This is a genomic window from Streptomyces sp. CB01635, from assembly GCF_002803065.1.
In the GTDB taxonomy this organism is placed as follows: domain Bacteria; phylum Actinomycetota; class Actinomycetes; order Streptomycetales; family Streptomycetaceae; genus Streptomyces.
This window is the reverse complement of sequence record NZ_NNBL01000018.1, coordinates 20,337-40,270: the sequence shown is the minus strand read 5'-3', so window position 1 is coordinate 40,270 and position 19,934 is coordinate 20,337. Positions and strand designations below refer to the sequence as shown.

20 protein-coding genes and 7 tRNA genes are annotated in these 19,934 nt (G+C 70.3%); 15 read left to right on the top strand and 12 right to left on the bottom strand.

Features of this window, described 5'->3' with window-relative positions:
- The first annotated feature begins 84 nt into the window (after positions 1 to 84).
- Positions 85 to 1,032, top strand: a complete 948-nt coding sequence (locus CG723_RS32210; RefSeq protein WP_100597024.1) for an aminoglycoside phosphotransferase family protein — start codon at positions 85 to 87, stop codon at positions 1,030 to 1,032.
- A 69-nt stretch (positions 1,033 to 1,101) separates the two neighbouring features.
- Complete coding sequence (locus tag CG723_RS32205) at positions 1,102 to 1,386, top strand: TFIIB-type zinc ribbon-containing protein (RefSeq protein ID WP_100597023.1); 285 nt, start codon at positions 1,102 to 1,104, stop codon at positions 1,384 to 1,386.
- A 54-nt stretch (positions 1,387 to 1,440) separates the two neighbouring features.
- Here the strand turns inward: CG723_RS32205 and CG723_RS32200 are convergent.
- The 5 genes from CG723_RS32200 to CG723_RS32180 form a co-directional block, all read right to left on the bottom strand.
- Positions 1,441 to 1,512: transfer RNA gene (locus CG723_RS32200), tRNA-Val, on the bottom strand.
- 42 nt (positions 1,513 to 1,554) lie between these two features.
- A tRNA-Val gene (locus CG723_RS32195) sits at positions 1,555 to 1,626 on the bottom strand.
- Positions 1,627 to 1,669: 43 nt separating this feature from the next.
- Positions 1,670 to 1,741, bottom strand: a tRNA-Val gene (locus CG723_RS32190).
- Between the two features lies 1 nt (position 1,742).
- Positions 1,743 to 1,816: transfer RNA gene (locus CG723_RS32185), tRNA-Cys, on the bottom strand.
- A gap of 37 nt (positions 1,817 to 1,853) precedes the next feature.
- Positions 1,854 to 1,926: transfer RNA gene (locus tag CG723_RS32180), tRNA-Gly, on the bottom strand.
- Between the two features lie 145 nt (positions 1,927 to 2,071).
- On the opposite strand from CG723_RS32180, the gene CG723_RS32175 reads away from it, so the two are divergent.
- The 3 genes from CG723_RS32175 to CG723_RS32165 are packed head-to-tail and all read left to right on the top strand — an operon-like array spanning position 2,072 to position 4,828.
- On the top strand, positions 2,072 to 3,127 hold the full coding sequence (locus CG723_RS32175; protein ID WP_100597022.1) for a chorismate-binding protein: 1,056 nt from the start codon (positions 2,072 to 2,074) through the stop codon (positions 3,125 to 3,127).
- Positions 3,124 to 3,945 carry an aminotransferase class IV gene (locus tag CG723_RS32170; RefSeq protein ID WP_100597021.1) on the top strand — a complete coding sequence of 274 codons (822 nt, stop codon included), beginning with the start codon at positions 3,124 to 3,126 and terminating at the stop codon, positions 3,943 to 3,945. Before CG723_RS32175 ends, CG723_RS32170 begins: the two co-directional genes overlap by 4 nt.
- Positions 3,946 to 4,003: 58 nt before the next feature.
- A complete protein-coding gene (locus CG723_RS32165; protein WP_100597020.1) occupies positions 4,004 to 4,828 on the top strand; it encodes a GNAT family N-acetyltransferase in 825 nt (274 codons plus the stop codon).
- 24 nt (positions 4,829 to 4,852) lie between these two features.
- Here the strand turns inward: CG723_RS32165 and CG723_RS32160 are convergent, their stop codons facing one another.
- Positions 4,853 to 5,374, bottom strand: a complete 522-nt coding sequence (locus tag CG723_RS32160) for a DsbA family protein (RefSeq protein ID WP_199841981.1) — start codon at positions 5,372 to 5,374, stop codon at positions 4,853 to 4,855.
- A gap of 209 nt (positions 5,375 to 5,583) precedes the next feature.
- On the opposite strand from CG723_RS32160, the gene CG723_RS32155 reads away from it, so the two are divergent.
- Positions 5,584 to 6,021, top strand: coding sequence for a hypothetical protein (locus CG723_RS32155; protein ID WP_100597018.1), 438 nt, complete (start codon positions 5,584 to 5,586; stop codon positions 6,019 to 6,021).
- Positions 6,022 to 6,190: 169 nt separating this feature from the next.
- On the top strand, positions 6,191 to 6,370 hold the full coding sequence (locus tag CG723_RS32150; RefSeq protein ID WP_100597017.1) for a hypothetical protein: 180 nt from the start codon (positions 6,191 to 6,193) through the stop codon (positions 6,368 to 6,370).
- A gap of 13 nt (positions 6,371 to 6,383) precedes the next feature.
- Here the strand turns inward: CG723_RS32150 and CG723_RS32145 are convergent, their stop codons facing one another.
- Together CG723_RS32145 and CG723_RS32140 are read right to left on the bottom strand one after the other, a co-directional pair.
- Entirely contained in the window at positions 6,384 to 6,944 is a 561-nt protein-coding gene (locus CG723_RS32145; RefSeq protein ID WP_100597016.1) for a CGNR zinc finger domain-containing protein, read from the bottom strand.
- Between the two features lie 247 nt (positions 6,945 to 7,191).
- Positions 7,192 to 7,605, bottom strand: coding sequence for an SsgA family sporulation/cell division regulator (locus CG723_RS32140; RefSeq protein WP_003959770.1), 414 nt, complete (start codon positions 7,603 to 7,605; stop codon positions 7,192 to 7,194).
- 190 nt (positions 7,606 to 7,795) lie between these two features.
- Here CG723_RS32140 and CG723_RS32135 point away from each other — a divergent pair, with 190 nt between their 5' ends.
- The 4 genes from CG723_RS32135 to CG723_RS32120 all read left to right on the top strand — a co-directional run bounded on the left by CG723_RS32135 (position 7,796) and on the right by CG723_RS32120 (position 9,295).
- Positions 7,796 to 8,242 (top strand): TIGR02611 family protein, encoded by a 447-nt coding sequence (locus tag CG723_RS32135; protein ID WP_100597015.1) that lies wholly within the window; start codon positions 7,796 to 7,798, stop codon positions 8,240 to 8,242.
- A gap of 84 nt (positions 8,243 to 8,326) precedes the next feature.
- A tRNA-Val gene (locus CG723_RS32130) sits at positions 8,327 to 8,398 on the top strand.
- A gap of 325 nt (positions 8,399 to 8,723) precedes the next feature.
- Entirely contained in the window at positions 8,724 to 9,170 is a 447-nt protein-coding gene (locus CG723_RS32125; RefSeq protein ID WP_100597014.1) for an SRPBCC family protein, read from the top strand.
- A 53-nt stretch (positions 9,171 to 9,223) separates the two neighbouring features.
- Positions 9,224 to 9,295: transfer RNA gene (locus tag CG723_RS32120), tRNA-Val, on the top strand.
- Positions 9,296 to 9,370: 75 nt separating this feature from the next.
- On the opposite strand, the gene CG723_RS32115 is transcribed toward CG723_RS32120, so the two are convergent.
- Positions 9,371 to 10,096: a 3'-5' exonuclease gene (locus CG723_RS32115; RefSeq protein WP_100597013.1), complete on the bottom strand. Its 726-nt coding sequence runs from the start codon at positions 10,094 to 10,096 to the stop codon at positions 9,371 to 9,373.
- 169 nt (positions 10,097 to 10,265) lie between these two features.
- On the opposite strand from CG723_RS32115, the gene CG723_RS32110 reads away from it, so the two are divergent.
- The 3 genes from CG723_RS32110 to thrS all read left to right on the top strand — a co-directional run bounded on the left by CG723_RS32110 (position 10,266) and on the right by thrS (position 14,269).
- A complete protein-coding gene (locus CG723_RS32110) occupies positions 10,266 to 10,832 on the top strand; it encodes a DUF4365 domain-containing protein (protein WP_100597012.1) in 567 nt (188 codons plus the stop codon).
- A 78-nt stretch (positions 10,833 to 10,910) separates the two neighbouring features.
- Positions 10,911 to 12,128: a hypothetical protein gene (locus CG723_RS32105; protein ID WP_100597011.1), complete on the top strand. Its 1,218-nt coding sequence runs from the start codon at positions 10,911 to 10,913 to the stop codon at positions 12,126 to 12,128.
- 164 nt (positions 12,129 to 12,292) lie between these two features.
- Positions 12,293 to 14,269 (top strand): threonine--tRNA ligase, encoded by a 1,977-nt coding sequence (gene thrS, locus CG723_RS32100; protein ID WP_100597010.1) that lies wholly within the window; start codon positions 12,293 to 12,295, stop codon positions 14,267 to 14,269.
- Between the two features lie 31 nt (positions 14,270 to 14,300).
- Here the strand turns inward: thrS and CG723_RS32095 are convergent, their stop codons facing one another.
- Positions 14,301 to 14,969, bottom strand: a complete 669-nt coding sequence (locus tag CG723_RS32095) for a potassium channel family protein (RefSeq protein WP_100597009.1) — start codon at positions 14,967 to 14,969, stop codon at positions 14,301 to 14,303.
- Between the two features lie 66 nt (positions 14,970 to 15,035).
- On the opposite strand from CG723_RS32095, the gene CG723_RS32090 reads away from it, so the two are divergent.
- The gene (locus CG723_RS32090) at positions 15,036 to 15,602 is read left to right on the top strand and encodes an HIT family protein (RefSeq protein ID WP_100597008.1); all 567 of its coding nucleotides are present in this window, start codon (positions 15,036 to 15,038) and stop codon (positions 15,600 to 15,602) included.
- A 53-nt stretch (positions 15,603 to 15,655) separates the two neighbouring features.
- On the opposite strand, the gene CG723_RS32085 is transcribed toward CG723_RS32090, so the two are convergent.
- Both CG723_RS32085 and CG723_RS32080 read right to left on the bottom strand, forming a co-directional pair.
- Positions 15,656 to 17,323 (bottom strand): hypothetical protein, encoded by a 1,668-nt coding sequence (locus CG723_RS32085; protein WP_100597007.1) that lies wholly within the window; start codon positions 17,321 to 17,323, stop codon positions 15,656 to 15,658.
- A gap of 191 nt (positions 17,324 to 17,514) precedes the next feature.
- Positions 17,515 to 19,722 (bottom strand): elongation factor G-like protein EF-G2, encoded by a 2,208-nt coding sequence (locus CG723_RS32080; protein WP_100597006.1) that lies wholly within the window; start codon positions 19,720 to 19,722, stop codon positions 17,515 to 17,517.
- Positions 19,723 to 19,934 lie beyond the last annotated feature (212 nt).

The following is a 19,934-nucleotide window of genomic DNA, read 5'->3' as shown; positions in this document are numbered from 1 at the left end:
GCCATTGTTCTGCCCGCGCACCGGTAAGACCCATTGCCGGTTTCTGCGTACGCTCGCGGTGACACGACCCGGGGGGATCCACCGATGACCGCACCCGTCCTGCTGCCCGCGCTCACCGCCACGGCACGCGGCGCGGCGCACCGCACCCAGGGCCCCTGCGCCTGCCCGGCACCAGGCGCCGTACTCGCCGACCGCGCGGACGGGACGGTCGTCCGCCACGGAGACATCGTCGCCAAGGCCCACGCCCCGGGCACGGATCCCGCCGAGCTCAACGCCCGCCTCGCCGCGGCGGCCGCACTCCCCGGCGTCCTGCTGCCGCCGCTCACGCCGGTCGCGGCGGATCTGCACGACCGGCTCGTCACGTTCTGGCCGCACGGCAGCCCTGTGGACCCCGACGCCCCCGAACACGCGCCGTGGGAGGACGCGGCCACGCTCCTGGCCCACCTCCACGCGGTGCCCGTGGCGGAACTCCCGGGCCCGCTCCCGCCGATGCGCGGCCCGGCCAAGGCGGCCCTCGCCGTCGCGCGCCTCCTGGCAGCCGGTCCCCATCCGGCGTCCGCGCCGATCCTGCGCGCCTGGTCGGGCCTGCCGCCCTGGGCCCGCGCCGAGGCCCCCGGAGGTCACGCGTCCGCCCTGTGCCACGGAGACCTGCACCTCGGCCAGCTCGTCCGCCGCCCCGCCGGCACCGGCCCCTGGCTCCTGATCGACGTCGACGACCTCGGCACCGGAGACCCGGCCTGGGACCTCGCGCGGCCCGCCGCGTGGTTCGCGTGCGGCCTGCTTCCGGCACAGGAGTGGACGAGGTTCCTCACCGCGTACCAGGAGACAGGCGGCGCTCCGTCGCTCCAGGGCGACCCCTGGCCCGCCCTGGACGTCCCGGCCCGCGCCCTCACCGTCCAGACCGCGGCCCTCGCCGTGGCCAAGGCAGCCGCGGCCGGCCGGGCGCTCGACGAGGCGGAGGAGGCGTTGGTCGATGCCTGCGACCGAATGGCAGCGGTACCGGCCGAGTTGGCACACGGCGCCGCGAAGTAGGGTGCAACGGACCGATGCCGGGAAGTGTTCCGGCGAAGAAGTGCCGAACGGCGAGGAGTTGAGCCGACCATGCAGTGCCCCAAGTGTCATGCACCGATGCACACGTACAACCGCAATGGCGTCCAGATCGAGCAGTGCAGCGGCTGCCGGGGGATATTCCTCGACTACGGCGAGCTGGAGTCCCTGACCCGGCTCGAGTCCCAGTGGCAGCAGCAGGCGCCGCCGGCGCCTCCGGCCCCGCAGGCGTACCCGTCGGCTCCCGCCCCGGCCTGGGGTGCCCCGCACCACGGCGGGCACCACGGTCACCACGGCCACCACAAGGGCGGCTTCGGCCGGATGCTCTTCTCCTCCTGAGCCGCCCAGCACATGAAGAAGCCCCCGGCCGAAAGGCTGGGGGCTTCTTGAGTGTGCGCGATACTGGGATTGAACCAGTGACCTCTTCCGTGTCAGGGAAGCGCTCTCCCGCTGAGCTAATCGCGCGGGACGGGCCAGACTGTATCAAGACCCGTGAGTCGTACTGCGTGCGCGATACTGGGATTGAACCAGTGACCTCTTCCGTGTCAGGGAAGCGCTCTCCCGCTGAGCTAATCGCGCGGGGTTTCGGACCGTCGGGAAGGTGACCTTCGCGATGATCCAGTGGACGATACTGGGATTGAACCAGTGACCTCTTCCGTGTCAGGGAAGCGCTCTCCCGCTGAGCTAATCGTCCTTGGAGGTGGAGACGGGATTTGAACCCGTGTAGACGGCTTTGCAGGCCGTTGCCTCGCCTCTCGGCCACTCCACCAGGAGTGTGGGGGTTCGGGAAGATCCCCCACTTCCTGAGCGGACGACCAGGTTCGAACTGGCGACCTCAACCTTGGCAAGGTTGCGCTCTACCAACTGAGCTACGTCCGCTTGTCGTTTCCGATTCGCTTGCGCGTCCCGGCGACGTGTTGAACTCTAGCGGATTCCCGGGCCAGTACAAAAACGCGTTTGCGCAGCGTGCTGCGGTGCGACCGCCCCAGGTCACACGGGGGACACCCGCCATAGACTCGAAGACGTGCGCGACCTCCCTCACGACCTGCCCCCTCTGGCCCGCTTCGGCGGTCTCGTAGCGACCGAGTTGCGCGACGTGACCAGCGATCCCGAGGCCCTGGACTCGGCCGGCTTCTGGGCCGTGTCCGCCGACTTCGAGGGGCGTCTCGTGTGCGCCCGCTTCGACTCCGTGCGGGAGGAGCCCGTGCCCGCTCCGGTCCCCGGCGCCTGGCAGGGGCCCGCGGCCGGTGACTGGACGTCGTCCCTCGACCGGGCCGCGTACACCGAGGGTGTGCGCAGCATCCGCACCCACATCGCGGCCGGCGAGGTCTACCAGGCCAACCTCTGCCGCGTCCTGTCCGCGCCCCTTCCCCCGGGCGCGGACGTGGACGCCCTCACAGCGCTCCTCGCGCGCGGCAACCCGGCCCCCTACGCGGGGACCGTCCGCCTGCCCGCGCACGGCGTGGAGATAGCCACCGCGTCCCCCGAGCTGTTCCTGAGGCGCACCGGGCGGACCGTCGAGTCCGGGCCCATCAAGGGCACGGGCCGCACCGAGGCGGACCTCCTGGAGAAGGACTACGCGGAGAACGTGATGATCGTGGACCTGGTCCGCAACGACCTCGGACGCGTCTGCGCGACCGGTTCCGTGACCGTCCCGGAGCTGTGTGTGGTCGAGAAGCATCCGGGCCTTGTCCACCTTGTCTCCGCCGTCCGCGGGGAACTGCCCGAAGGTGCCGGCTGGCGCGACCTGCTCGACGCCGCGTTCCCGCCCGGCTCCGTCACCGGAGCGCCCAAGTCCAGCGCCCTGCGCATCATCGGGGCCCTGGAGACGGCGCCCCGCGGTCCGTACTGCGGCGGCATCGGCTGGGTCGACGCCGACCGCGGCACCGGCGAGCTGGCCGTCGGCATCCGCACGTTCTGGGCCGACCGGGCCGAGGGCGTCCTGCGGTTCGGCACCGGCGCCGGCATCACCTGGGGCTCCGACCCCGAAGGTGAGTGGCGGGAGACCGAACTGAAGGCTTCCCGGCTGCTGGCGGTAGCGTCGGGTACGTACGAGGAAAGTGAAGGGATCCCTACGTGAAGATCTGGCTCGACGGCGCACTGCAGGAACCCGAGGCCGCCCGTGTCTCGGTGTTCGACCACGGCCTGACCGTGGGCGACGGCATTTTCGAGACCGTGAGGTCGGTCGACGGGAAGCCGTTCGCGCTGACCCGCCACCTCGACCGGCTCGCCCGCTCCGCGCGCGGTCTCGGTCTGACCGAGCCCGACCTCGACGAGGTGCGCAGGGCCTGCGACGCCGTCCTCGAGGCCAACCCGATGCCGCTCGGCCGGCTGCGGATCACGTACACCGGAGGGCTGTCCCCGCTGGGGTCCGACCGCGGTGAGCACGGGACGACGCTGGTGGTCGCGCTCGGCGAGGCCGGCCGGCGTCCCGACTCCACCGCCACGGTCACGGTCCCGTGGACGCGCAACGAACGCGGCGCGCTCACCGGCCTGAAGACCACCTCGTACGCGGAGAACGTCGTCGCGCTCGCCCGCGCACGCGAACAGGGCGCGTCCGAGGCGCTGTTCGCCAACACGGTGGGGCAGCTCTGCGAGGGCACGGGGTCGAACGTCTTCGTCGTCCTCGACGGTGAGGTCCACACCCCGCCGGTCGCCTCCGGCTGTCTGGCGGGCATCACTCGCGCGCTGGTCGTCGAGTGGACCGGCGCCAAGGAGACCGACCTGCCGCTGGACGTACTGGAGCGCGCCGACGAGATCTTCCTGACGTCCACGCTGCGCGATGTGCAGGGCGTGCACCGGGTCGACGGACGCGAGCTGCCGGGCGCGCCCGGGCCCGTCACCGCCAAGGCGATGCGCGTCTTCGACGAGCGCGCGGCGGACGACCTCGATCCGTAGTCCGGGCGACTCCTAATCCGGGTGACGGGGTGGTCACAGGGCGGGTAGAACACCTCTGATGACCACCACTCTGCGGCCGACCGAGCCGCTTCAGCGCGACGCCGACGGGACGCGGTCACGCCACTACCAGGTGTGTGTGAACAGCCGCCCTGTCGGCGAGCTGCGCCTGGGCACCCATCCCGTCTACGGCGAGCGGGTGGCCCGGATCCGTGATCTTCGGATCGACGAGCCGGACCGCGGGCGGGGCCGCGGCACCGTCGCCGCCCTCGCCGCCGAGGAGGTGGCGCGCGGCTGGGGTTGCGGCCGGATCGAGGTCTCGATCCCCGCACCGGCCGAGCGTGCCCTCGCCCTGGCCACCGCCCTCGGCTACGTCGAGCGCAACCGGAACATGGAGAAGGACCTCCCCGCCGAGCCCTCCGCGCTTCCCGCGGGCAGCGCGGGGCGGCGTATGACCGGCCCCGAGTTCACGGCGTGGGAGGCGCATACGCGCGTCGGGTACGTGCGCAGCCTGGTCGAGCGCGGTGTCCCGGAAGCCCAGGCGCGCGCCAAGGCCGAGGTCGATCACGCCGCGACGCTCGGGGAAGGGCTCGCCACGCGGGACACCGTCCTGAGCGTGCTCGAGGCGGACGGCGCGGTCGTGGGCACGCTGTGGGTCGCGCTGCGCGGCGAGAGCGCCTACGTCTACGACGTCGAGGTCGCGGCCGAGCACCGAGGGCACGGCCACGGACGCTCGCTGATGCTCCTCGCGGAGGCCGAGTCGCGCGCCGCGGGCACCGCCCGCCTGGGGCTCAACGTCTTCGCGGGCAACACCCCGGCCGTCCGCCTGTACGAGTCGCTCGGATACCGGGCGACCGAGTTCCACCTGTACAAGCCGCTGCTCTGAGCGGCTCGCGGGCAAGGGCTGGAGCTACGAGCCGAGCAGCCGGTCGGCGATCTCCTCGACGCGCTCGCGCAGGCCGTCCTGGCTCTTCCCGCCGTCGAGCCGCTCGCCGTCGATGACGTACGTGGGTGTGCCCGTCACACCGATCGCCTTGCCCTCGGCCTGGTCGGCGTCGACGATCAGGATGTGCCGGCCGTCGACGAGCGCGGTGTCGAACTCCTCGGCGTCCAGACCGAGTTCACCCGCGACCTCGACGAGGAACGGCTCGCCCTTGCGGCCCAACTCCTCGACGCGGCCGAGCACCGCTTCCACGTACGGCCAGCCCTGCCCCTGCTCGAAGGCCTCCTCCGCGGCCTGCGCGCCGGCGAAGGCGTGCTTGTGCTTCTCCAGCGGGAAGTGCCGCAGACGCAGGTCGATGCGGTCGCCGTAGCGGGCCCGCAGCGCGCGCACGTCGTCGAGAGCGGTGCGGCAGTCGGGGCACTGGAGCTCGCACCAGACGTCGAGGACGGGGCGGCCCTGAGGGGCGGAGGCGGGAGAGGCGTCGTTCATGCGACCAGTCTTCCAGTCAGGCGCCGGGGACCCCAACCGGCACCTGCTGAACGCGCCCCCTGATCAGACCCCGGACCGGGACCTGCGGAGGAGGCCGTACCCGGAAATGTCCCTGAGGTCCGCCCGGATCGTGGCCTCCGGACCCCAGGCGGTGCACGATGGAGGGGACGGAATGCTCCGTCGCCCGCTGCCTGTGCCAGGAGGACCGGATGATTGCCGAGACCGTCTGTTCCGCCGTTTCCGTGGCCGGGCTGGGCATCGCCGCGGTCACGGCGTACCGGAAGCGTTTCCTCGCGGCGGCACGCATAGCCGCCTATTCGCTGGTGCCGATCGGTCTGGTGATGACCGGTGCGGTCGGCTGGCTGGCGGACACTGCGTTCAGCCCGACGGCGTGGGCCGGCTTCGTCGTGCTCGGCGGCTCCTGGCTCCTGTTCATGGTGACCCGCGCGCTCGAGCGCCGCAGCGGTGGCACCCGTAAGGAGCGCAAGGCGGCCAGGGCCGCCGCTGAGGCCCAGGCCGTCGCGCCCGCCGCCTCGGCCCCCTCGTTGGGCCAGACCACCCGGCCCGCGGCGGCCCGCCCCGCCGCGAAGCCCGCCTCCGAGGACTTCAGCGACATCGAGGCGATTCTGAAGAAGCACGGGATCTGACCCGAGGACCCCTGGACCGCGGTCGGTCGGCCTCGGCCCGAAAACGGAAGCTGCTGGACTCCTTCCGGTCGACCTCGTACCACCCTCGTCACGAGATCCGGCGAACCCCCGCTTCTTTTGAGCGTGTTGATCGACTGCGGTGCGCCGACTGCGTCATCATCGCCGCGAGATGCTGGACACAACACAGGGCGGTTCCGCCCCGCAGGCCGACGAGCGACACGACGCCTTCACGGCCGACGAACGCCGAGGCTGCCTCTTCGCACTGTCGCAGCCGCCCTTGATGATCTTTCTGGCGGTGATCGGCTGCCTGCTGCTCCTGGCTTCGCTGCACGATCTGTTCGTGCTGTGAGAGCGCGGGCGGGTCAGCCCGCCGCCTCCTTGCGGCGCGCCCGGTACGCCGCCACGTGCAAGCGGTTTCCACAGGTGCGGCTGTCGCAGTACCTGCGGGACCGGTTGCGCGAGAGGTCCACGAAGGCCCGCCGGCAGTCCGGGGCCTCGCAGCGCCGCAGCCGCTCCTGTTCCCCGGCGACCACGAAGAAGGCGAGCGCCATCCCGCAGTCGGCCGCGAGGTGGTCGGCGACGGTCGCGCCAGGCGCGAAGTAGTGCACGTGCCAGTCGTAGCCGTCGTGGTCGGTCAGACGCGGCGTGGTGCCCGCGGCGGCGACCAGCTCGTTGATGAGCGAGGCCGCGGCGTGCGGATCGGGCGCCGCGAACACGGCGGCGAACCGTCCCCTCACGCTCTGTACGGCGTCGAGGTCACGCTCTGCGAGCATCCCGACGTCGCTGATGTCGTTCTTTCGTACGAATTCGCCCAGGGCTGCCAGATCGGCCAGCCCGTCGGCGGCCTGTTCGTCGTCCGGTGCGGTGTTCACCAGATCGACCACGGTGTCGAGGGCGCACCGGGTGTCGTGGGTGATCAGCACGATTTGCTCCCTGGCCTGGGGGGTCGGGCCTGTGCCCGCCGATGCTGGCCGATGTTATAGGTCCGGTCGGCCGTGTGGCGCCTGTCCGCGGACGCGCCGACGCCGCCCCCGTGGAAGATCCCACGGCGGCGGCGCCGGTGTATGCCATATGCAGTTGTTGTGGCTCGGTCCGTCTCCCCGAGTGGACGGCATCGAGCGGCTCTCGCGGTGCGTGACTCCGGCGGTGTGCCGGCGTCGGCTCCAGGCCTTAGCTTTCGGCCAGGATGTGTGAGAGCTCCGTGTCGAGATCGAAGTGGCGGTGTTCCGTGCCGGGTGGCACGGCCGCGTCGGTCCTCTTCAGGAACGACTCCAGCGCCCTCGCAGGGGCTTCGAGCAGAGCCTCGCCCTCAGGAGAACTCAGAGCGATGCAGACGACGCCTTGGCCGTGACTACGGGATGGCCAGACTCGGACGTCGCCGGTGCCGGTGGGCCGGTGTAGGCCCTCGGCGAGCAGATCGCGGGCGAACACCCACTCGACCGTCTCTTCTGCTCCGGTGTGGAAGGTGGCGTGCACGGCGTAGGGATCGGCCGTGTCATACCGCAGTCCTGCGGGTACAGGCAGTGAGGACTCGCTCGACACAACGAGGCGCAGGTGCAGCTCGCAGCTGACCGTGGTGTTCATAAGCGCCAGGGCCTTTCGCTCAGTGTGCGCTCGGGGATTCGCACGTCGGCGAAATCGACATGCCACCTACGGTGCCGTTGTAAACCCCTCTGAGTGTTTTGAGTGCCTTTAGGTAGCTCGGACGGCGGAGTGTTTCTTGTTCCGGAGCGTCCATTCCGGTGACGGGATTCCGTCGGGTAGGTTTGGTTGTATGAATACGGGGAGTGACGAGGCGGCCGAGTCTGAATCCGTGTCCGCGACGACGGGGGACGGGGCGAAGGCCGAGCCGGAGCTCGGTTCGCGGGCGCCGGAGTTCATCAAGGCCCGCAGGGCCCTGCACCTGAGCTGGCAGGTCGGCGTCTTCGTGGTCGGGCTCGCGGTGGTGGTGGCGGGCGTGATCATGCTGCCGCTGCCGGGTCCGGGCTGGCTGGTGATCTTCGGCGGCATGGCGATCTGGGCGACCGAGTTCGTCTGGGCGCAGCTCGTGCTCCGCTGGACGAAGCGCAAGGTCACCGAGGCCACGCAGCGCGCACTCGACCCGGCGGTGCGCCGGCGGAACATCATCCTGACGTCGATCGGCGTGGTGATCATCGCGGTGCTCGTGGGGATCTACGTGTGGAAGTTCGGCTTCGAGATGCCGTGGAAGATCAAGGAGTGAGCGGGGTGGCCCGCGAGGGTCGTACCCGGGTGTCAGGGCTGGTCGGAGCACCTGCTGACATGCGGTAATGTTCTCTCTGCGCCCGGGCGATTAGCTCAGTGGGAGAGCGCTTCGTTCACACCGAAGAGGTCACTGGTTCGAACCCGGTATCGCCCACCCCGGACCGAGGGCCCCGGAGGCTTCAAGCCTCCGGGGCCCTCGGCGTTTCCGTGTGTGGCCACCATGATCGGCAAGCGCTTTCTGGTGGCGGACGCCCCTGGTGTCCGGCGACCGGAACAGGAATCCCATAATCCATTCGGATGCATGGGATAACCCGGCGAGACCCCTTGGTCAATTCCAAGACCGGACGAACCTGACCCCGTTTCAGAGTTCCCGGACTTCGCTCGCGGAATCCGGAAGTTCTGACGGTGAATCAATGACCGGCGCCATCGTGCCAATTCACGTTCACGTGAGCCGCCGCGTATCGGGGGAGACTCGCACCATGGACTGGAGCCACTACCGCTTCCGCAGTGTCTGGGATCTGCCCGCACGGCCCGCCGACGTGTTCGCGGTCCTCGAGCGCGGCGAGGACTACCCCCTGTGGTGGCCCCAAGTGCGCGAGGCGACCCCACTCGACGAGCGGCGCGGCACCGCCCGCTTCCGCTCGCTCCTGCCGTACGACCTGTTCGTGACGGCCACCGCCCTGCGCGGCGACCCCGGGGCCGGGGTCCTGGAGATCGCCATGTCCGGCGACCTGGAGGGCTGGGCGCGGTGGACCATGCGCGCGCACGAGGGCGGGACGCGTGCGCAGTACGAGCAGGAGGTGGAGGTGTGCAAACCCCTGTTGCGGCGCTTCGCCCTCGTCGGCAGGCCGGTGTTCCTCGTCAACCACGCGCTCATGATGCGGGCCGGGCGGCGCGGACTCGTCGCGTATCTGCGGCGGCGCTGACCGAACCGGTTTGATGGAAACCCGCCGGGGCCTGTATGGTTCAACCCGTTCCCGGGCGATTAGCTCAGTGGGAGAGCGCTTCGTTCACACCGAAGAGGTCACTGGTTCGAACCCAGTATCGCCCACCCGGAAGAAAGCCGGTCCGTCAGCAGACGGACCGGCTTTTCTGTGCCCCGGGCCCGAGCCCGGACGGGCAACTCTCAGGCGGCCTCCCGCAGTTCCGTGCGCATCGGCCACGCCGGATCCACCGTCTCGGGATTGCCGCTGCGCGCGAACCACGCCTGCAGCCCACGCGCCTGCGCGGCGTGCCAAACCGCCTGAAGGGTGTGCAGTTCGGCAGGGGACAGCCGCTCCAGACGGGACGCGAAACGGCGCCCCACAGCCCGTACGACATCCAGGGAGGCCTGCGCGTCAGCGGCCGCATCGTGTGCGCCTTCCAGCTCCACCTCGTACTGCGCGCACAGGTCCGTCAGGGTGCGGCGGCCCTTGCGGTAGCGGTCCAGGTGTTTGTCGAGGACGCGCGGATCGAGAACGCACAGCGATGAGCTCTCCATGTAGCGGCCGAGCGCGGACGCGCGATGGCGCCGCAACTCCCGGTCCAGGAGCGTCAGATCGAACGGCGCGTTCATCACCACGAGCGGGCGGCCCGCCGCGGCCTGTTCGCCCAGCAGCCTGGCTATCTCCTCCATGACGGGGGCCGGCCAGCGGCCGTTGCGCTGGAGGTGCTCGTCCGTCAGGCCGTGCACCTCCGTCGCCCCGGCCGGCACCGGCACCCCCGGATTCACGAGCCAGCGTGAGACGCGCGGTCGGCTGCCCGCAGCGTCCTGCACCACTATCGCGGCCGACACGATGCGGTCGCTCTCCACGTCCACGCCGGTGGTCTCGGTGTCGAAGGCGGCCAGAGGACCCTCATACCAGCACGTCATGTCAATGCAACTCCTCGTTCACACCTGGCAGATGGCCCCTCGCGGCTGCCCGTTTCGGTGATACCCGGGCTGTTTGCGTCGTACGCCGACCGGAGACAACACAGATACGGGTCACGGCAGTTCAGAGACCCGCCCAGGGGATTCACCTGTTTCGGAAGGTCAGTTGGACATGGCGCTCGCGCAGCCCGAACAGGGTGGGCTGCTGCCCGAGCGGATCGCACCGCCGCGCGGCACACTCGCCACCACCGCCTGCATGGAGACACTCCAGGTGGGCTATCTGCACGCCGTAGCGGCAGCCGCGGGCTGTTCGCTCTCTCAGCCATTCCCCGACAACGGAATCGACTGGCACGTCAGCCACAGTGCCCCCGGGCACACGGTCGACGACGAGGTCACCATCAAGGTGCAGCTCAAGTGCACGTACCAGATCCCGCCGAAGCCGCCGGGGCCGTCCTTCTCCTTCACGCTCGACAACGCGCATCTGGAGAAGCTCGCCCGCACACCGGTGTCGGTGCACAAGATCCTGGTCGTGATGATCGTGCCGCGCTCGCAGGACGACTGGCTGCGGGCCGGCCACGACCGGCTCGACCTGCGGCACTGCTGCTACTGGATCAACCTGGCCGGCCAACCCGTGACAGGCCGGCGCCGCACCACCGTGCGCATCCCGACCTCGCGGATATTCGACGACCGTGCGCTCTGCGAGATCATGACGCGGATCGGGACGGGTGGAAGGCCCTGAAACGCGTGACGCCCTGAGGGCGCGGGACGCCTGAAGGCCACACGCGGGAGGCCCTGACGGACAGGGAGGGAGACCCTGATGCAGCACCGCCCGACCGACGAGCGCCTGCGCGCCCTGAACACCGCCCGATCCCACCCCACCGACCTCGAAGGCCCCGGCCCGGAGCAGGTCGACCCGGTCGTGCTCAACGCACTGCTCGACCGGCACGGCTGGGAGCGCCGCGGTGGCGCCACCGGGCGCTATGTGCGCTGGACGCTGCCCGGCGCCTCGGGACGCACCAGCCTGCTCGTACCGGAGAGCCGCGCCTTCCCCGACAGCGACGACCTGCTCGGCGAGGCGCTCGAGGCGCTGGAGCGCAGCGGGTCGCACTCCGCGCGGGAGGTCCTCGTCTCGCTCGCCGTGCCGAGCGACGAGATCCGCTGGTGGCGCGATGTGCCGGCCGGGCCCGCGGGAAGCGCCGCATGGCCGGTGGAGGAGCAACTGCGCGCCGCCGCCCGGCGGATGCTGCTGGCCGCCGCCCTCGCCGCCCGGGGCAAGGCCGGGTACTACGGCGCGCGCCACCGCAGGCCCGCCGCCGCGTCGCTGGAGACCGTCCTCGTCGGTGACGCCCCAGGCGGCCGCAGGCTCACCGCGTTCGTCCCCGTCGCCGCGGGCCGCACGCTCGCCGTCCGTCTCCACCAGGCGCTGTACGCGGCCCGCGAGGCCATCGACTACCGACGGGCCACCGGCGGCATGGACGCCTTCGACGGCGCCGTCGAGGCGGGGGTGAGCCACGAGCTCGTCGAAGCGCTCGTCGCCCTCGTCCGCGGCACGGAGGGAGCCCGGGTCGGCGTCGAGTGGTCACCGGCGGCCGGAGTGCCCGACGAGTGCACGGCCGGGGACGAGCCCGTCGAGTTCTCGCCAGGCGACCTGACAGTGCTGCGGGAGGCGAGCGCCCGCTATCTGCAGTCCGAGCCGTCCATCGCCGTCCGCATCACCGGCACCGTCGTGCGCATGCGCAGATCACGGCCGCGCGGCGAGGGCACGGTGCGGCTGCACGTCATAGCGGGCGCCGATGTGCCGCACGTACGGATGACGCTGGACGAGGAGGCGTACCGGACGGCGGGGCACGCGCATCTCGTGGGGCTGCCGATCAGGGTGCACGGGAGGCTGGAGAGCCGGGGCGGCTTCCGGCGGCTGACCGGGGCGAGCGGCGTGGTGCCCGTACAGGTCGAGGAGGCCGAGCGGGACCGGCTGATGAAGTCGCTCCAGGAGAATCTGGACTTTTTCGAGGAGGCGTGCAGCGGGGACGACTGAGTTCACGGGCTCGTGAGCAGGGGGGTTCCCGGCGTGTGCGCGGGGAACGTGGCGCGGGCGGTGACGATACCGTTTCGCTAGTCGGGCCCCGGGCTCGGTACGATCCCCTGTGTATTGCGCGCGTGGCCAGAACATCGCGCGCCCCCTTCAGGCAGGAGAGTCCGGTGTCAGACGTCCGTGTGATCATCCAACGCGATTCCGAGCGGGAAGAGCGCGTGGTGACGACGGGCACTACGGCGGCCGAGCTCTTCGCCGGCGAGCGCACCATCGTCGCCGCCCGTGTGGCCGGCGAGCTGAAGGACCTCGCGTACGCCGTGCAGGACGGCGAGGAGGTCGAGCCCGTCGAGATCTCCTCCGAGGACGGCCTCAACATCCTGCGCCACTCCACCGCGCACGTGATGGCGCAGGCCGTGCAGGAGCTGTTCCCCGACGCCAAGCTGGGCATCGGCCCGCCGGTGAAGGACGGCTTCTACTACGACTTCGACGTGGAGAAGCCCTTCACGCCCGAGGATCTCAAGGCCGTCGAGAAGAAGATGCAGGAGATCCAGAAGCGCGGGCAGCGGTTCTCGCGCCGCGTCGTCACCGACGAGGCCGCCCGCGAGGAGCTGGCCGACGAGCCGTACAAGCTGGAGCTCATCGGCATCAAGGGCTCCGCGTCCACCGACGACGGCGCGAATGTCGAGGTGGGCGGCGGCGAGCTGACCATCTACGACAACCTCGACGCCAAGACCGGTGACCTGTGCTGGAAGGACCTCTGCCGCGGTCCCCACCTGCCCACCACCCGTAACATCCCGGCGTTCAAGCTCATGCGGAACGCGGCGGCGTACTGGCGCGGCAGCGAGAAGAACCCGATGCTCCAGCGCATCTACGGCACCGCCTGGCCGTCGAAGGACGAGCTGAAGGCGCACCTGGAGTTCCTCGCCGAGGCCGAGAAGCGCGACCACCGCAAGCTGGGCAACGAGCTGGACCTGTTCTCGATCCCCGACCAGATCGGTTCCGGTCTGGCCGTCTTCCACCCCAAGGGCGGCATCATCCGCCGGGTCATGGAGGACTACTCGCGCCGCCGGCACGAGGAGGAGGGGTACGAGTTCGTCTACACCCCCCACGCCACGAAGGGGAAGCTCTTCGAGACCTCGGGCCACCTGGACTGGTACGCCGACGGCATGTACCCGCCCATGCAGCTCGACGAGGGCGTGGACTACTACCTCAAGCCCATGAACTGCCCGATGCACAACCTGATCTTCGATGCGCGCGGGCGGTCCTACCGTGAACTGCCGCTGCGCCTCTTCGAGTTCGGCACCGTGTACCGGTACGAGAAGTCGGGCGTCGTGCACGGCCTGACCCGCGCCCGTGGCTTCACGCAGGACGACGCGCACATCTACTGCACCAAGGAGCAGATGGCGGAGGAGCTCGACAAGACGCTCACCTTCGTCCTCGGGCTGCTGCGCGACTACGGCCTGACCGACTTCTACCTGGAGCTCTCGACCAAGGATCCGGAGAAGTTCGTCGGCTCCGACGAGATCTGGGAAGAGGCCACCGAGACGCTGCGCCAGGTCGCCGAGAAGCAGGGCCTCCCGCTGGTCCCGGACCCGGGCGGCGCCGCCTTCTACGGCCCGAAGATCTCCGTCCAGGCGAAGGACGCCATCGGCCGTACCTGGCAGATGTCGACCGTGCAGCTCGACTTCAACCTGCCGGAGCGCTTCAACCTGGAGTACACCGGCCCCGACGGCACCAAGCAGCGCCCGGTCATGATCCACCGCGCGCTGTTCGGCTCCATCGAACGGTTCTTCGCGGTGCTCCTCGAGCACTACGCGGGCGCCTTCCCGGCCTGGCTGGCGCCGGTTCAGGCGGTCGGCATCCCGATCGGTGACGCGCACATCCCGTACCTGGAGGAGTTCGCGGCCAAGGCGAAGAAGAAGGGCCTGCGCGTCGACGTGGACTCCTCTTCGGACCGCATGCAGAAGAAGATCAGGAACGCGCAGAAGCAGAAGGTGCCGTTCATGATCATCGCGGGCGACGAGGACATGGCGGCCGGCGCCGTCTCCTTCCGCTACCGCGACGGCTCGCAGGAGAACGGCATCCCCGTCGACGAGGCGATCGAGAAGATCGTCAAGGTCGTCGAGGAGCGCGTGCAGGTCTGACGCCCGCCGCTCACGGCACGGACGTACGACATCAGGGGGCCCCCGGGAAGTTTCCCGGGGGCCTCTCGTCGCCGTCGCGCCGGAACACCTGGAACATCCAGGACGAGAACGAGCCCGTGATCGCGCCGAGCAGCGCCAGACCGCAGGCCATCAGCGCCACCGCCACCAGGCGCCCGGCCGGGGTCACCGGGACCATGTCGCCGTATCCGACGGTCGACAGCGTCGAGCAGGCCCACCACACGGAGTCCCCGAAGGTATGGATCGTGGCGTGCGGCCGTCCGCGCTCGACCTGGTACATGGCCAGGGATGCGGCGAATCCGAGCAGCAAGGCGGACATGCCCGCATAGGTAGCCACGCGCGCGTGCAGGCTGAGCCGCGGCTGTTCGTGCCGGCGCTGCACGGCGTCGTAGGTCCGCACGACCTGCAGCGGGCGCAGCAGAGGCAGCACCACGACCACCGCGTCCAGCCAGTGGCGATGCACGAACGAGAACCCCTTGCCGCTGTGGCGCCACCTGACGGCGAAGTCCAGCGCGAAGACGGCCCAGGCGGCGGCGGTCACCGCGAGACACGCGTCGCGCACCGCCTGCGGAAGCCCGTGCCCCAGGACTCTGATCGCGTACGACGCGAGGAACAGCAGGGCCGCCAGCGACAGCGGGGTCTCCATCCGGTGCTCCCACGGCGTCCGCCGTCTCTCGTCCATCGGTCAAGGATCGCGGCCGGGGACCGGGACCTGCCCCGCCGACACGCTCCGAACGGGCGAAGCCATATGCTGCATCTCATGACGAGTGAGCCGGAGCAGCACACGGGGCCGGTGGGTGAGCCGGACGGGTTCGGGCGCCTTTGGACGCCGCACCGGATGGCCTACATCCAGGGGGAGAACAAGCCGACCGGACCGGGAGCCGACGACGGCTGTCCCTTCTGCGCCGCACCCGGCATGACCGACGAGGAAGCGCTGATCGTGGCGCGCGGCGCGAGCGTCTACGCGATCCTCAACCTCTACCCGTACAACGGCGGGCACTTGATGGTGCTGCCGTACCGGCACGTCGCCGACTACACGGACCTGGACGACGGCGAGACCGCCGAGCTGGCCCTCTTCACCAAGCACGCGATGGCCGCACTGCGCACCGCGTCCGGGGCGCACGGCTTCAACATCGGCATGAACCAGGGCGCGGTCGCGGGGGCCGGCATCGCCGCGCATCTGCACCAGCACATCGTTCCTCGCTGGGGCGGCGACACCAACTTCATGCCCGTCGTGGGACACACCAAGGTGCTGCCGCAGCTGCTCGGCGACACCAGGACCGCGCTCGCCAAGGCATGGCCGGACGCCGACTGAGCCGATCGTGACCGGCCGGCCGGGCTCGCACGCCCCGGGCCGGCCGGGCCCGGCTACGCGTCGTACGCGTCGGCGTTCATGGGCGTCGGGGCCTGGACCAGGTTGCTGAGGAACGACGACCGTGTACCGAACTTCTCCGTGTCCACGCCGTTCTCCTCAAGGACCTTGATGGCCGCCGCGTGCACCACACGCAGGACCGGGGTGGCCGTGCGCAGCGCGTCGTCCGCCATGAAGCGGTGCCGCCACGGCTTGTCCGCCCAGGCGTGCCGCAGTCCGAAGGGCTCGGGCAGGATCAGCTTGCCGCCTATGAAGTCCAGGAGCGGCGGATACCAGGTGAAGGGCGCGCGCACCGCGAGGCGGACCACCTCGTCGGGCTCGATGAGGGGGAGCTTCTTCTCCACCGTCTCCCAGAACTTGATGGCCTTGGCGACTTCCTTCACCTTCGGCTCGGGCTTCGTCGTGAACAGGGAGTGCACCGGGCCGAGCGCATGGCCCGTGATCTCGATGCGCAGCGTCTCGTGCAGCACCGTCACCGTGATCAGCATCGTGATCACCAACTGGCCGTCCCAGAGTGTGAACTGCACGCCCAGATAGTGGCGGTCGCCGCTGCCGAACTGCTGCTCGTTGCAGATCCGCTGTATCTCGTGGTTCTTGATCTGGAAGGCCTCGACGTCGGTGCCGCTGGGGCGCGCCACCTTCTTCGCGTTCTCCCCGATCGGCGAAACGATCCAGTGCTTTATCGACGGCGTCGGGAACCCGCCCGTGTGCAGCGGGCCGCGCTCCAGGAGCCGCAGCTTGTCGTGGACCGCCCGAATGACGTCCCAGCTGCGGAACGGGTGGATCTCCGCCCCCTCGTCGCGGGGGATCAGCTCCTCGGCGAGCTGCCAGCTGCCCCAGCGGGTGCCCATGCCGAGGATGCCCTTGGGCCCCGCGTAGAACACGGAATTCGACTGCTGCTCCGCGGTCAGCTTGGCGAGGCTCTGGCGCAGCCGCTCGGCGGCCGTCTCGCCCGGGCTGCCGGGTACCGCCTCCGGGATCTTGGCGCCGATGCCGCCGCCCGCGAGCAGGCTGTCCCAGCGCTCCCGCATGTCCTGCGCCGTGCGCTCGCAGATCTGCCGGGCCCACAGCCAGCCGATCACGGGCGCCACGATCGCCCCCCGCAGATACCAGGCCCAGAAGCCCGTGAACGGCAGCTTGACCATGAAGATCACGGCGACGGCGGCGACCGCCACCATCAGCGTCGTGAACAGCGCGGCCATGCGCTTGTTCTCCTGGCTGCCGATCATGCGGCGGACCTGGAAGACGAGCAGCCAGACGATCAGGCCGGGCAGGAAGAGCAGGCCGCACAGCGCCATCACGGCCGTGAGCCAGCTGTCGCGCTGCTTGCGGATCCGGTTCGCCGCGAGACAGTGCTCCACGACGACCTGCGGCTCGGTACCGAAGGACTGGATGAGCGGCTTACGGGCACCGCCGAGCAGCCGGCCCTGGACGGCCCGCGAGAACGCCTCGCCCAGATTCGGCGCGGCCAGGGACCAAATGCCCTTCTTCACATCGGACTTGTGCCACTCGCTGTTGGCGGCGAGCAGATCGTCCACCTTCGCGTCCCGGTACGCCGCCGAAGCGAGGGCGTAGGTGGCCGCGGTCTGGCCCGCGGAGCCGTGCAACGGCACCTGCGCCCCGGGCCTGAAGTCGAATACGTCGTCCGCCACTGCCGCCCCCATCGCCGCGCGCCTTCGCTCCTGCGGCTTTTCCCGACTTCCTTGCTCCGCACACCTGTTGATCAGGTCATCGGCTTGATCAGGTCTTCAGCGTATCCGGGCGCACCGACATCCGTCAGGGGACGGCCGAAGCCGCCCGTCCGGAAGGGGACCGGGCGGGCGGCCTGGCTGTCGGGTGGCCGCGGGACGGCCAACTACGAGACGTCCTCGGCCTGTTCACGCATCCTGTCGCCCAGCTGCGGGGGCATCGGCTCGTGCCGCGCGTACGCCCGGCTGAACCGCCCCGTGCCGTGCGACAGCGACCGCAGGTCCACCGCGTACCGGCCGATCTCGATCTCCGGGATCTCGGCCCGCACGAGTGTGCGAGACCCCGGTGTCTGTTCCGTGCCGACCACGCGGCCGCGCCGTCCCGACAGATCGCTCATCACCGCGCCCACGTAGTCGTCGGCGACGAGCACCTGCACCTCGGCGACCGGCTCCAGGAGATGGATCCTCGCGTCCGCGGCCGCCTCCCGCAGTGCCAGCGCGCCCGCCGTCTGGAACGCCGCGTCGGAGGAGTCCACCGAGTGCGCCTTCCCGTCGAGCAGTGTGATCCGCACATCGATGAGGGGATGGCCCGCGGCCACACCCTTCGCGGCCTGCGCCCGTACGCCCTTCTCCACGGACGGGATGAACTGCCGCGGCACCGCGCCGCCGACGACCTTGTCCACGAACTCGATGCCGGAGCCGTTCGGCAGCGGCTCCACCTCGATCTCGCAGATCGCGAACTGTCCGTGCCCGCCGGACTGCTTCACATGGCGCCCGCGGCCCGCCGACCTGTCGGCGAAGGTCTCCCTGAGCGAGACCTTGTGCGGGACGACGTCGACCTGGACGCCGTACCGGTTGCGCAGACGCTCCAGGGCGACGTCGGCATGCGCCTCACCGAGGCACCACAGGACGACCTGGTGGGTGTCCTGGTTCTGTTCGAGCCGCATCGTGGGGTCTTCGGCGACCAGCCGGGACAGGCCCTGCGAGAGCTTGTCCTCGTCCGGCTTGCTGTGCGCCTGGATAGCCAGCGGGAGCAGCGGGTCCGGCATGTCCCACGGCTCCATGAGGAGCGGGTTGTCCTTGGCGGAGAGGGTGTCGCCGGTCTCCGCCCGGCCGAGCTTGGCGACGCACGCCAGGTCGCCGGCGATGCAGTGGGAGAGCACCCGCTGCTGCTTCCCGAACGGCGACGACAGGGCGCCGATGCGTTCGTCGACGTCGTGGTCCTCGTGGCCGCGGTCGGCGAGGCCGTGTCCCGAGACATGCACCGTGTCGTCGGGGCGCAGGGTTCCGGAGAAGACCCGTACCAGCGAGATGCGGCCCACGTACGGATCGGATGCCGTCTTCACGACCTCGGCGACCAGAGGACCGTCCGGATCGCAGACGTTCACCGTGCGCGCCTCGCCCGACGGGGTGGTGACCAGCGGGGCCGCGCGCTCCAGGGGAGTGGGGAAGCCGCCCGTGATGAGTTCGAGCAGCTCGACCGTGCCGATGCCCTGCCGGGCGCCCTGCGCCGCGGGCGCAGCGGCCAGCACCGGGTGGAAGACACCGCGCGCCACGGCCCGCTCCAGGTCCCCGACCAGCGTCTTGTAGTCGATCTCCTCGCCGCTCAGATAGCGGTCCATGAGGGTCTCGTCCTCGCTCTCGGCGATGATCCCCTCGATCAGACGGTTGCGTGCCTCCTCGATGAGCGGCAGCTGATCGGAGTCGGGCTCGGACTCCTTGCGCTCGCCCGACGCGTAGTCGAACACACGCTGCGACAGGAGGCCTACGAGACCGGTCACGGGCGCGTGCCCGTCCGGCCCCGGCTCGCCGTGCAGCGGCAGGTAGAGCGGGATGACGGCGTCCGGGTCGTCGCCGCCGAAGAACGTCTCGCAGGTCCGCGTCATCTGTTCGAAGTCGGAGCGCGCCGCCTCCAGATGCGTGACCACGATGGCGCGTGGCATGCCGACCGCCGCGCACTCCTCCCACACCATGCGCGTAGCGCCCGCCATGGTCTCGGGCCCGTCGGACGCCGAGACGACGAAGAGGGCCGCGTCCGCAGCCCGCAGACCGGCCCTCAGCTCCCCCACGAAATCCGCGTATCCGGGGGTGTCCAGAAGATTGATCTTGTACCCGTCCCATTCGAGGGGCACCAGTGAGAGCTGCACCGACCGCTGCTGCCGGTGCTCGATGTCGTCGTAGTCGGAAACGGCGGTGCCGTCCTCCACCCGGCCCGCCCTGTTCACCGCCCCCGCGGTCAGCGCGAGAGCCTCCACCAATGTCGTCTTGCCCGATCCGCTGTGGCCGACCAGCACCACATTCCTCACGGACGAGGGGTGGTCGGCCGCCGTAGCCCTGCCGGCGGCTCCGGGGTGTGTATTCGCCTTGTCGCCCATGCCTTGCCTCCCGGTTACTTGCACGGTGAGGTGGCACCCCTGCTGAAGAGGGGGTCCCATTGGGCGCGGACATGCGGGACCCGCGACGGCGGCTCCGACGACGCCCGCGGTGTCTTCGAGCTTTGCACTCCGGTCATGGCGCGTCCATACGTCGTACGCGGTTCCCCGGGGCGCGCGGGTGCCCGTCGGTCGTCCACGCGCGCGCGTGACTA

Coding starts and splice junctions, on each gene's coding strand:
- CG723_RS32140 (WP_003959770.1), bottom strand. CDS start 7,605: ATGAACACCACGGTCAGCTGCGAGCTGCACCTGCGCCTCGTTGTGTCG.
- CG723_RS32085 (WP_100597007.1), bottom strand. CDS start 17,323: ATGGGGGCGGCAGTGGCGGACGACGTATTCGACTTCAGGCCCGGGGCG.
- CG723_RS32160 (WP_199841981.1), bottom strand. CDS start 5,374: ATGAACGACGCCTCTCCCGCCTCCGCCCCTCAGGGCCGCCCCGTCCTC.
- CG723_RS32095 (WP_100597009.1), bottom strand. CDS start 14,969: ATGGACGAGAGACGGCGGACGCCGTGGGAGCACCGGATGGAGACCCCG.
- CG723_RS32125 (WP_100597014.1), top strand. CDS start 8,724: ATGGACTGGAGCCACTACCGCTTCCGCAGTGTCTGGGATCTGCCCGCA.
- CG723_RS32080 (WP_100597006.1), bottom strand. CDS start 19,722: ATGGGCGACAAGGCGAATACACACCCCGGAGCCGCCGGCAGGGCTACG.
- CG723_RS32165 (WP_100597020.1), top strand. CDS start 4,004: ATGACCACCACTCTGCGGCCGACCGAGCCGCTTCAGCGCGACGCCGAC.
- CG723_RS32115 (WP_100597013.1), bottom strand. CDS start 10,096: ATGACGTGCTGGTATGAGGGTCCTCTGGCCGCCTTCGACACCGAGACC.
- CG723_RS32090 (WP_100597008.1), top strand. CDS start 15,036: ATGCTGCATCTCATGACGAGTGAGCCGGAGCAGCACACGGGGCCGGTG.
- CG723_RS32205 (WP_100597023.1), top strand. CDS start 1,102: ATGCAGTGCCCCAAGTGTCATGCACCGATGCACACGTACAACCGCAAT.
- CG723_RS32135 (WP_100597015.1), top strand. CDS start 7,796: ATGAATACGGGGAGTGACGAGGCGGCCGAGTCTGAATCCGTGTCCGCG.
- CG723_RS32110 (WP_100597012.1), top strand. CDS start 10,266: ATGGCGCTCGCGCAGCCCGAACAGGGTGGGCTGCTGCCCGAGCGGATC.
- CG723_RS32150 (WP_100597017.1), top strand. CDS start 6,191: ATGCTGGACACAACACAGGGCGGTTCCGCCCCGCAGGCCGACGAGCGA.
- CG723_RS32155 (WP_100597018.1), top strand. CDS start 5,584: ATGATTGCCGAGACCGTCTGTTCCGCCGTTTCCGTGGCCGGGCTGGGC.
- CG723_RS32210 (WP_100597024.1), top strand. CDS start 85: ATGACCGCACCCGTCCTGCTGCCCGCGCTCACCGCCACGGCACGCGGC.
- CG723_RS32105 (WP_100597011.1), top strand. CDS start 10,911: ATGCAGCACCGCCCGACCGACGAGCGCCTGCGCGCCCTGAACACCGCC.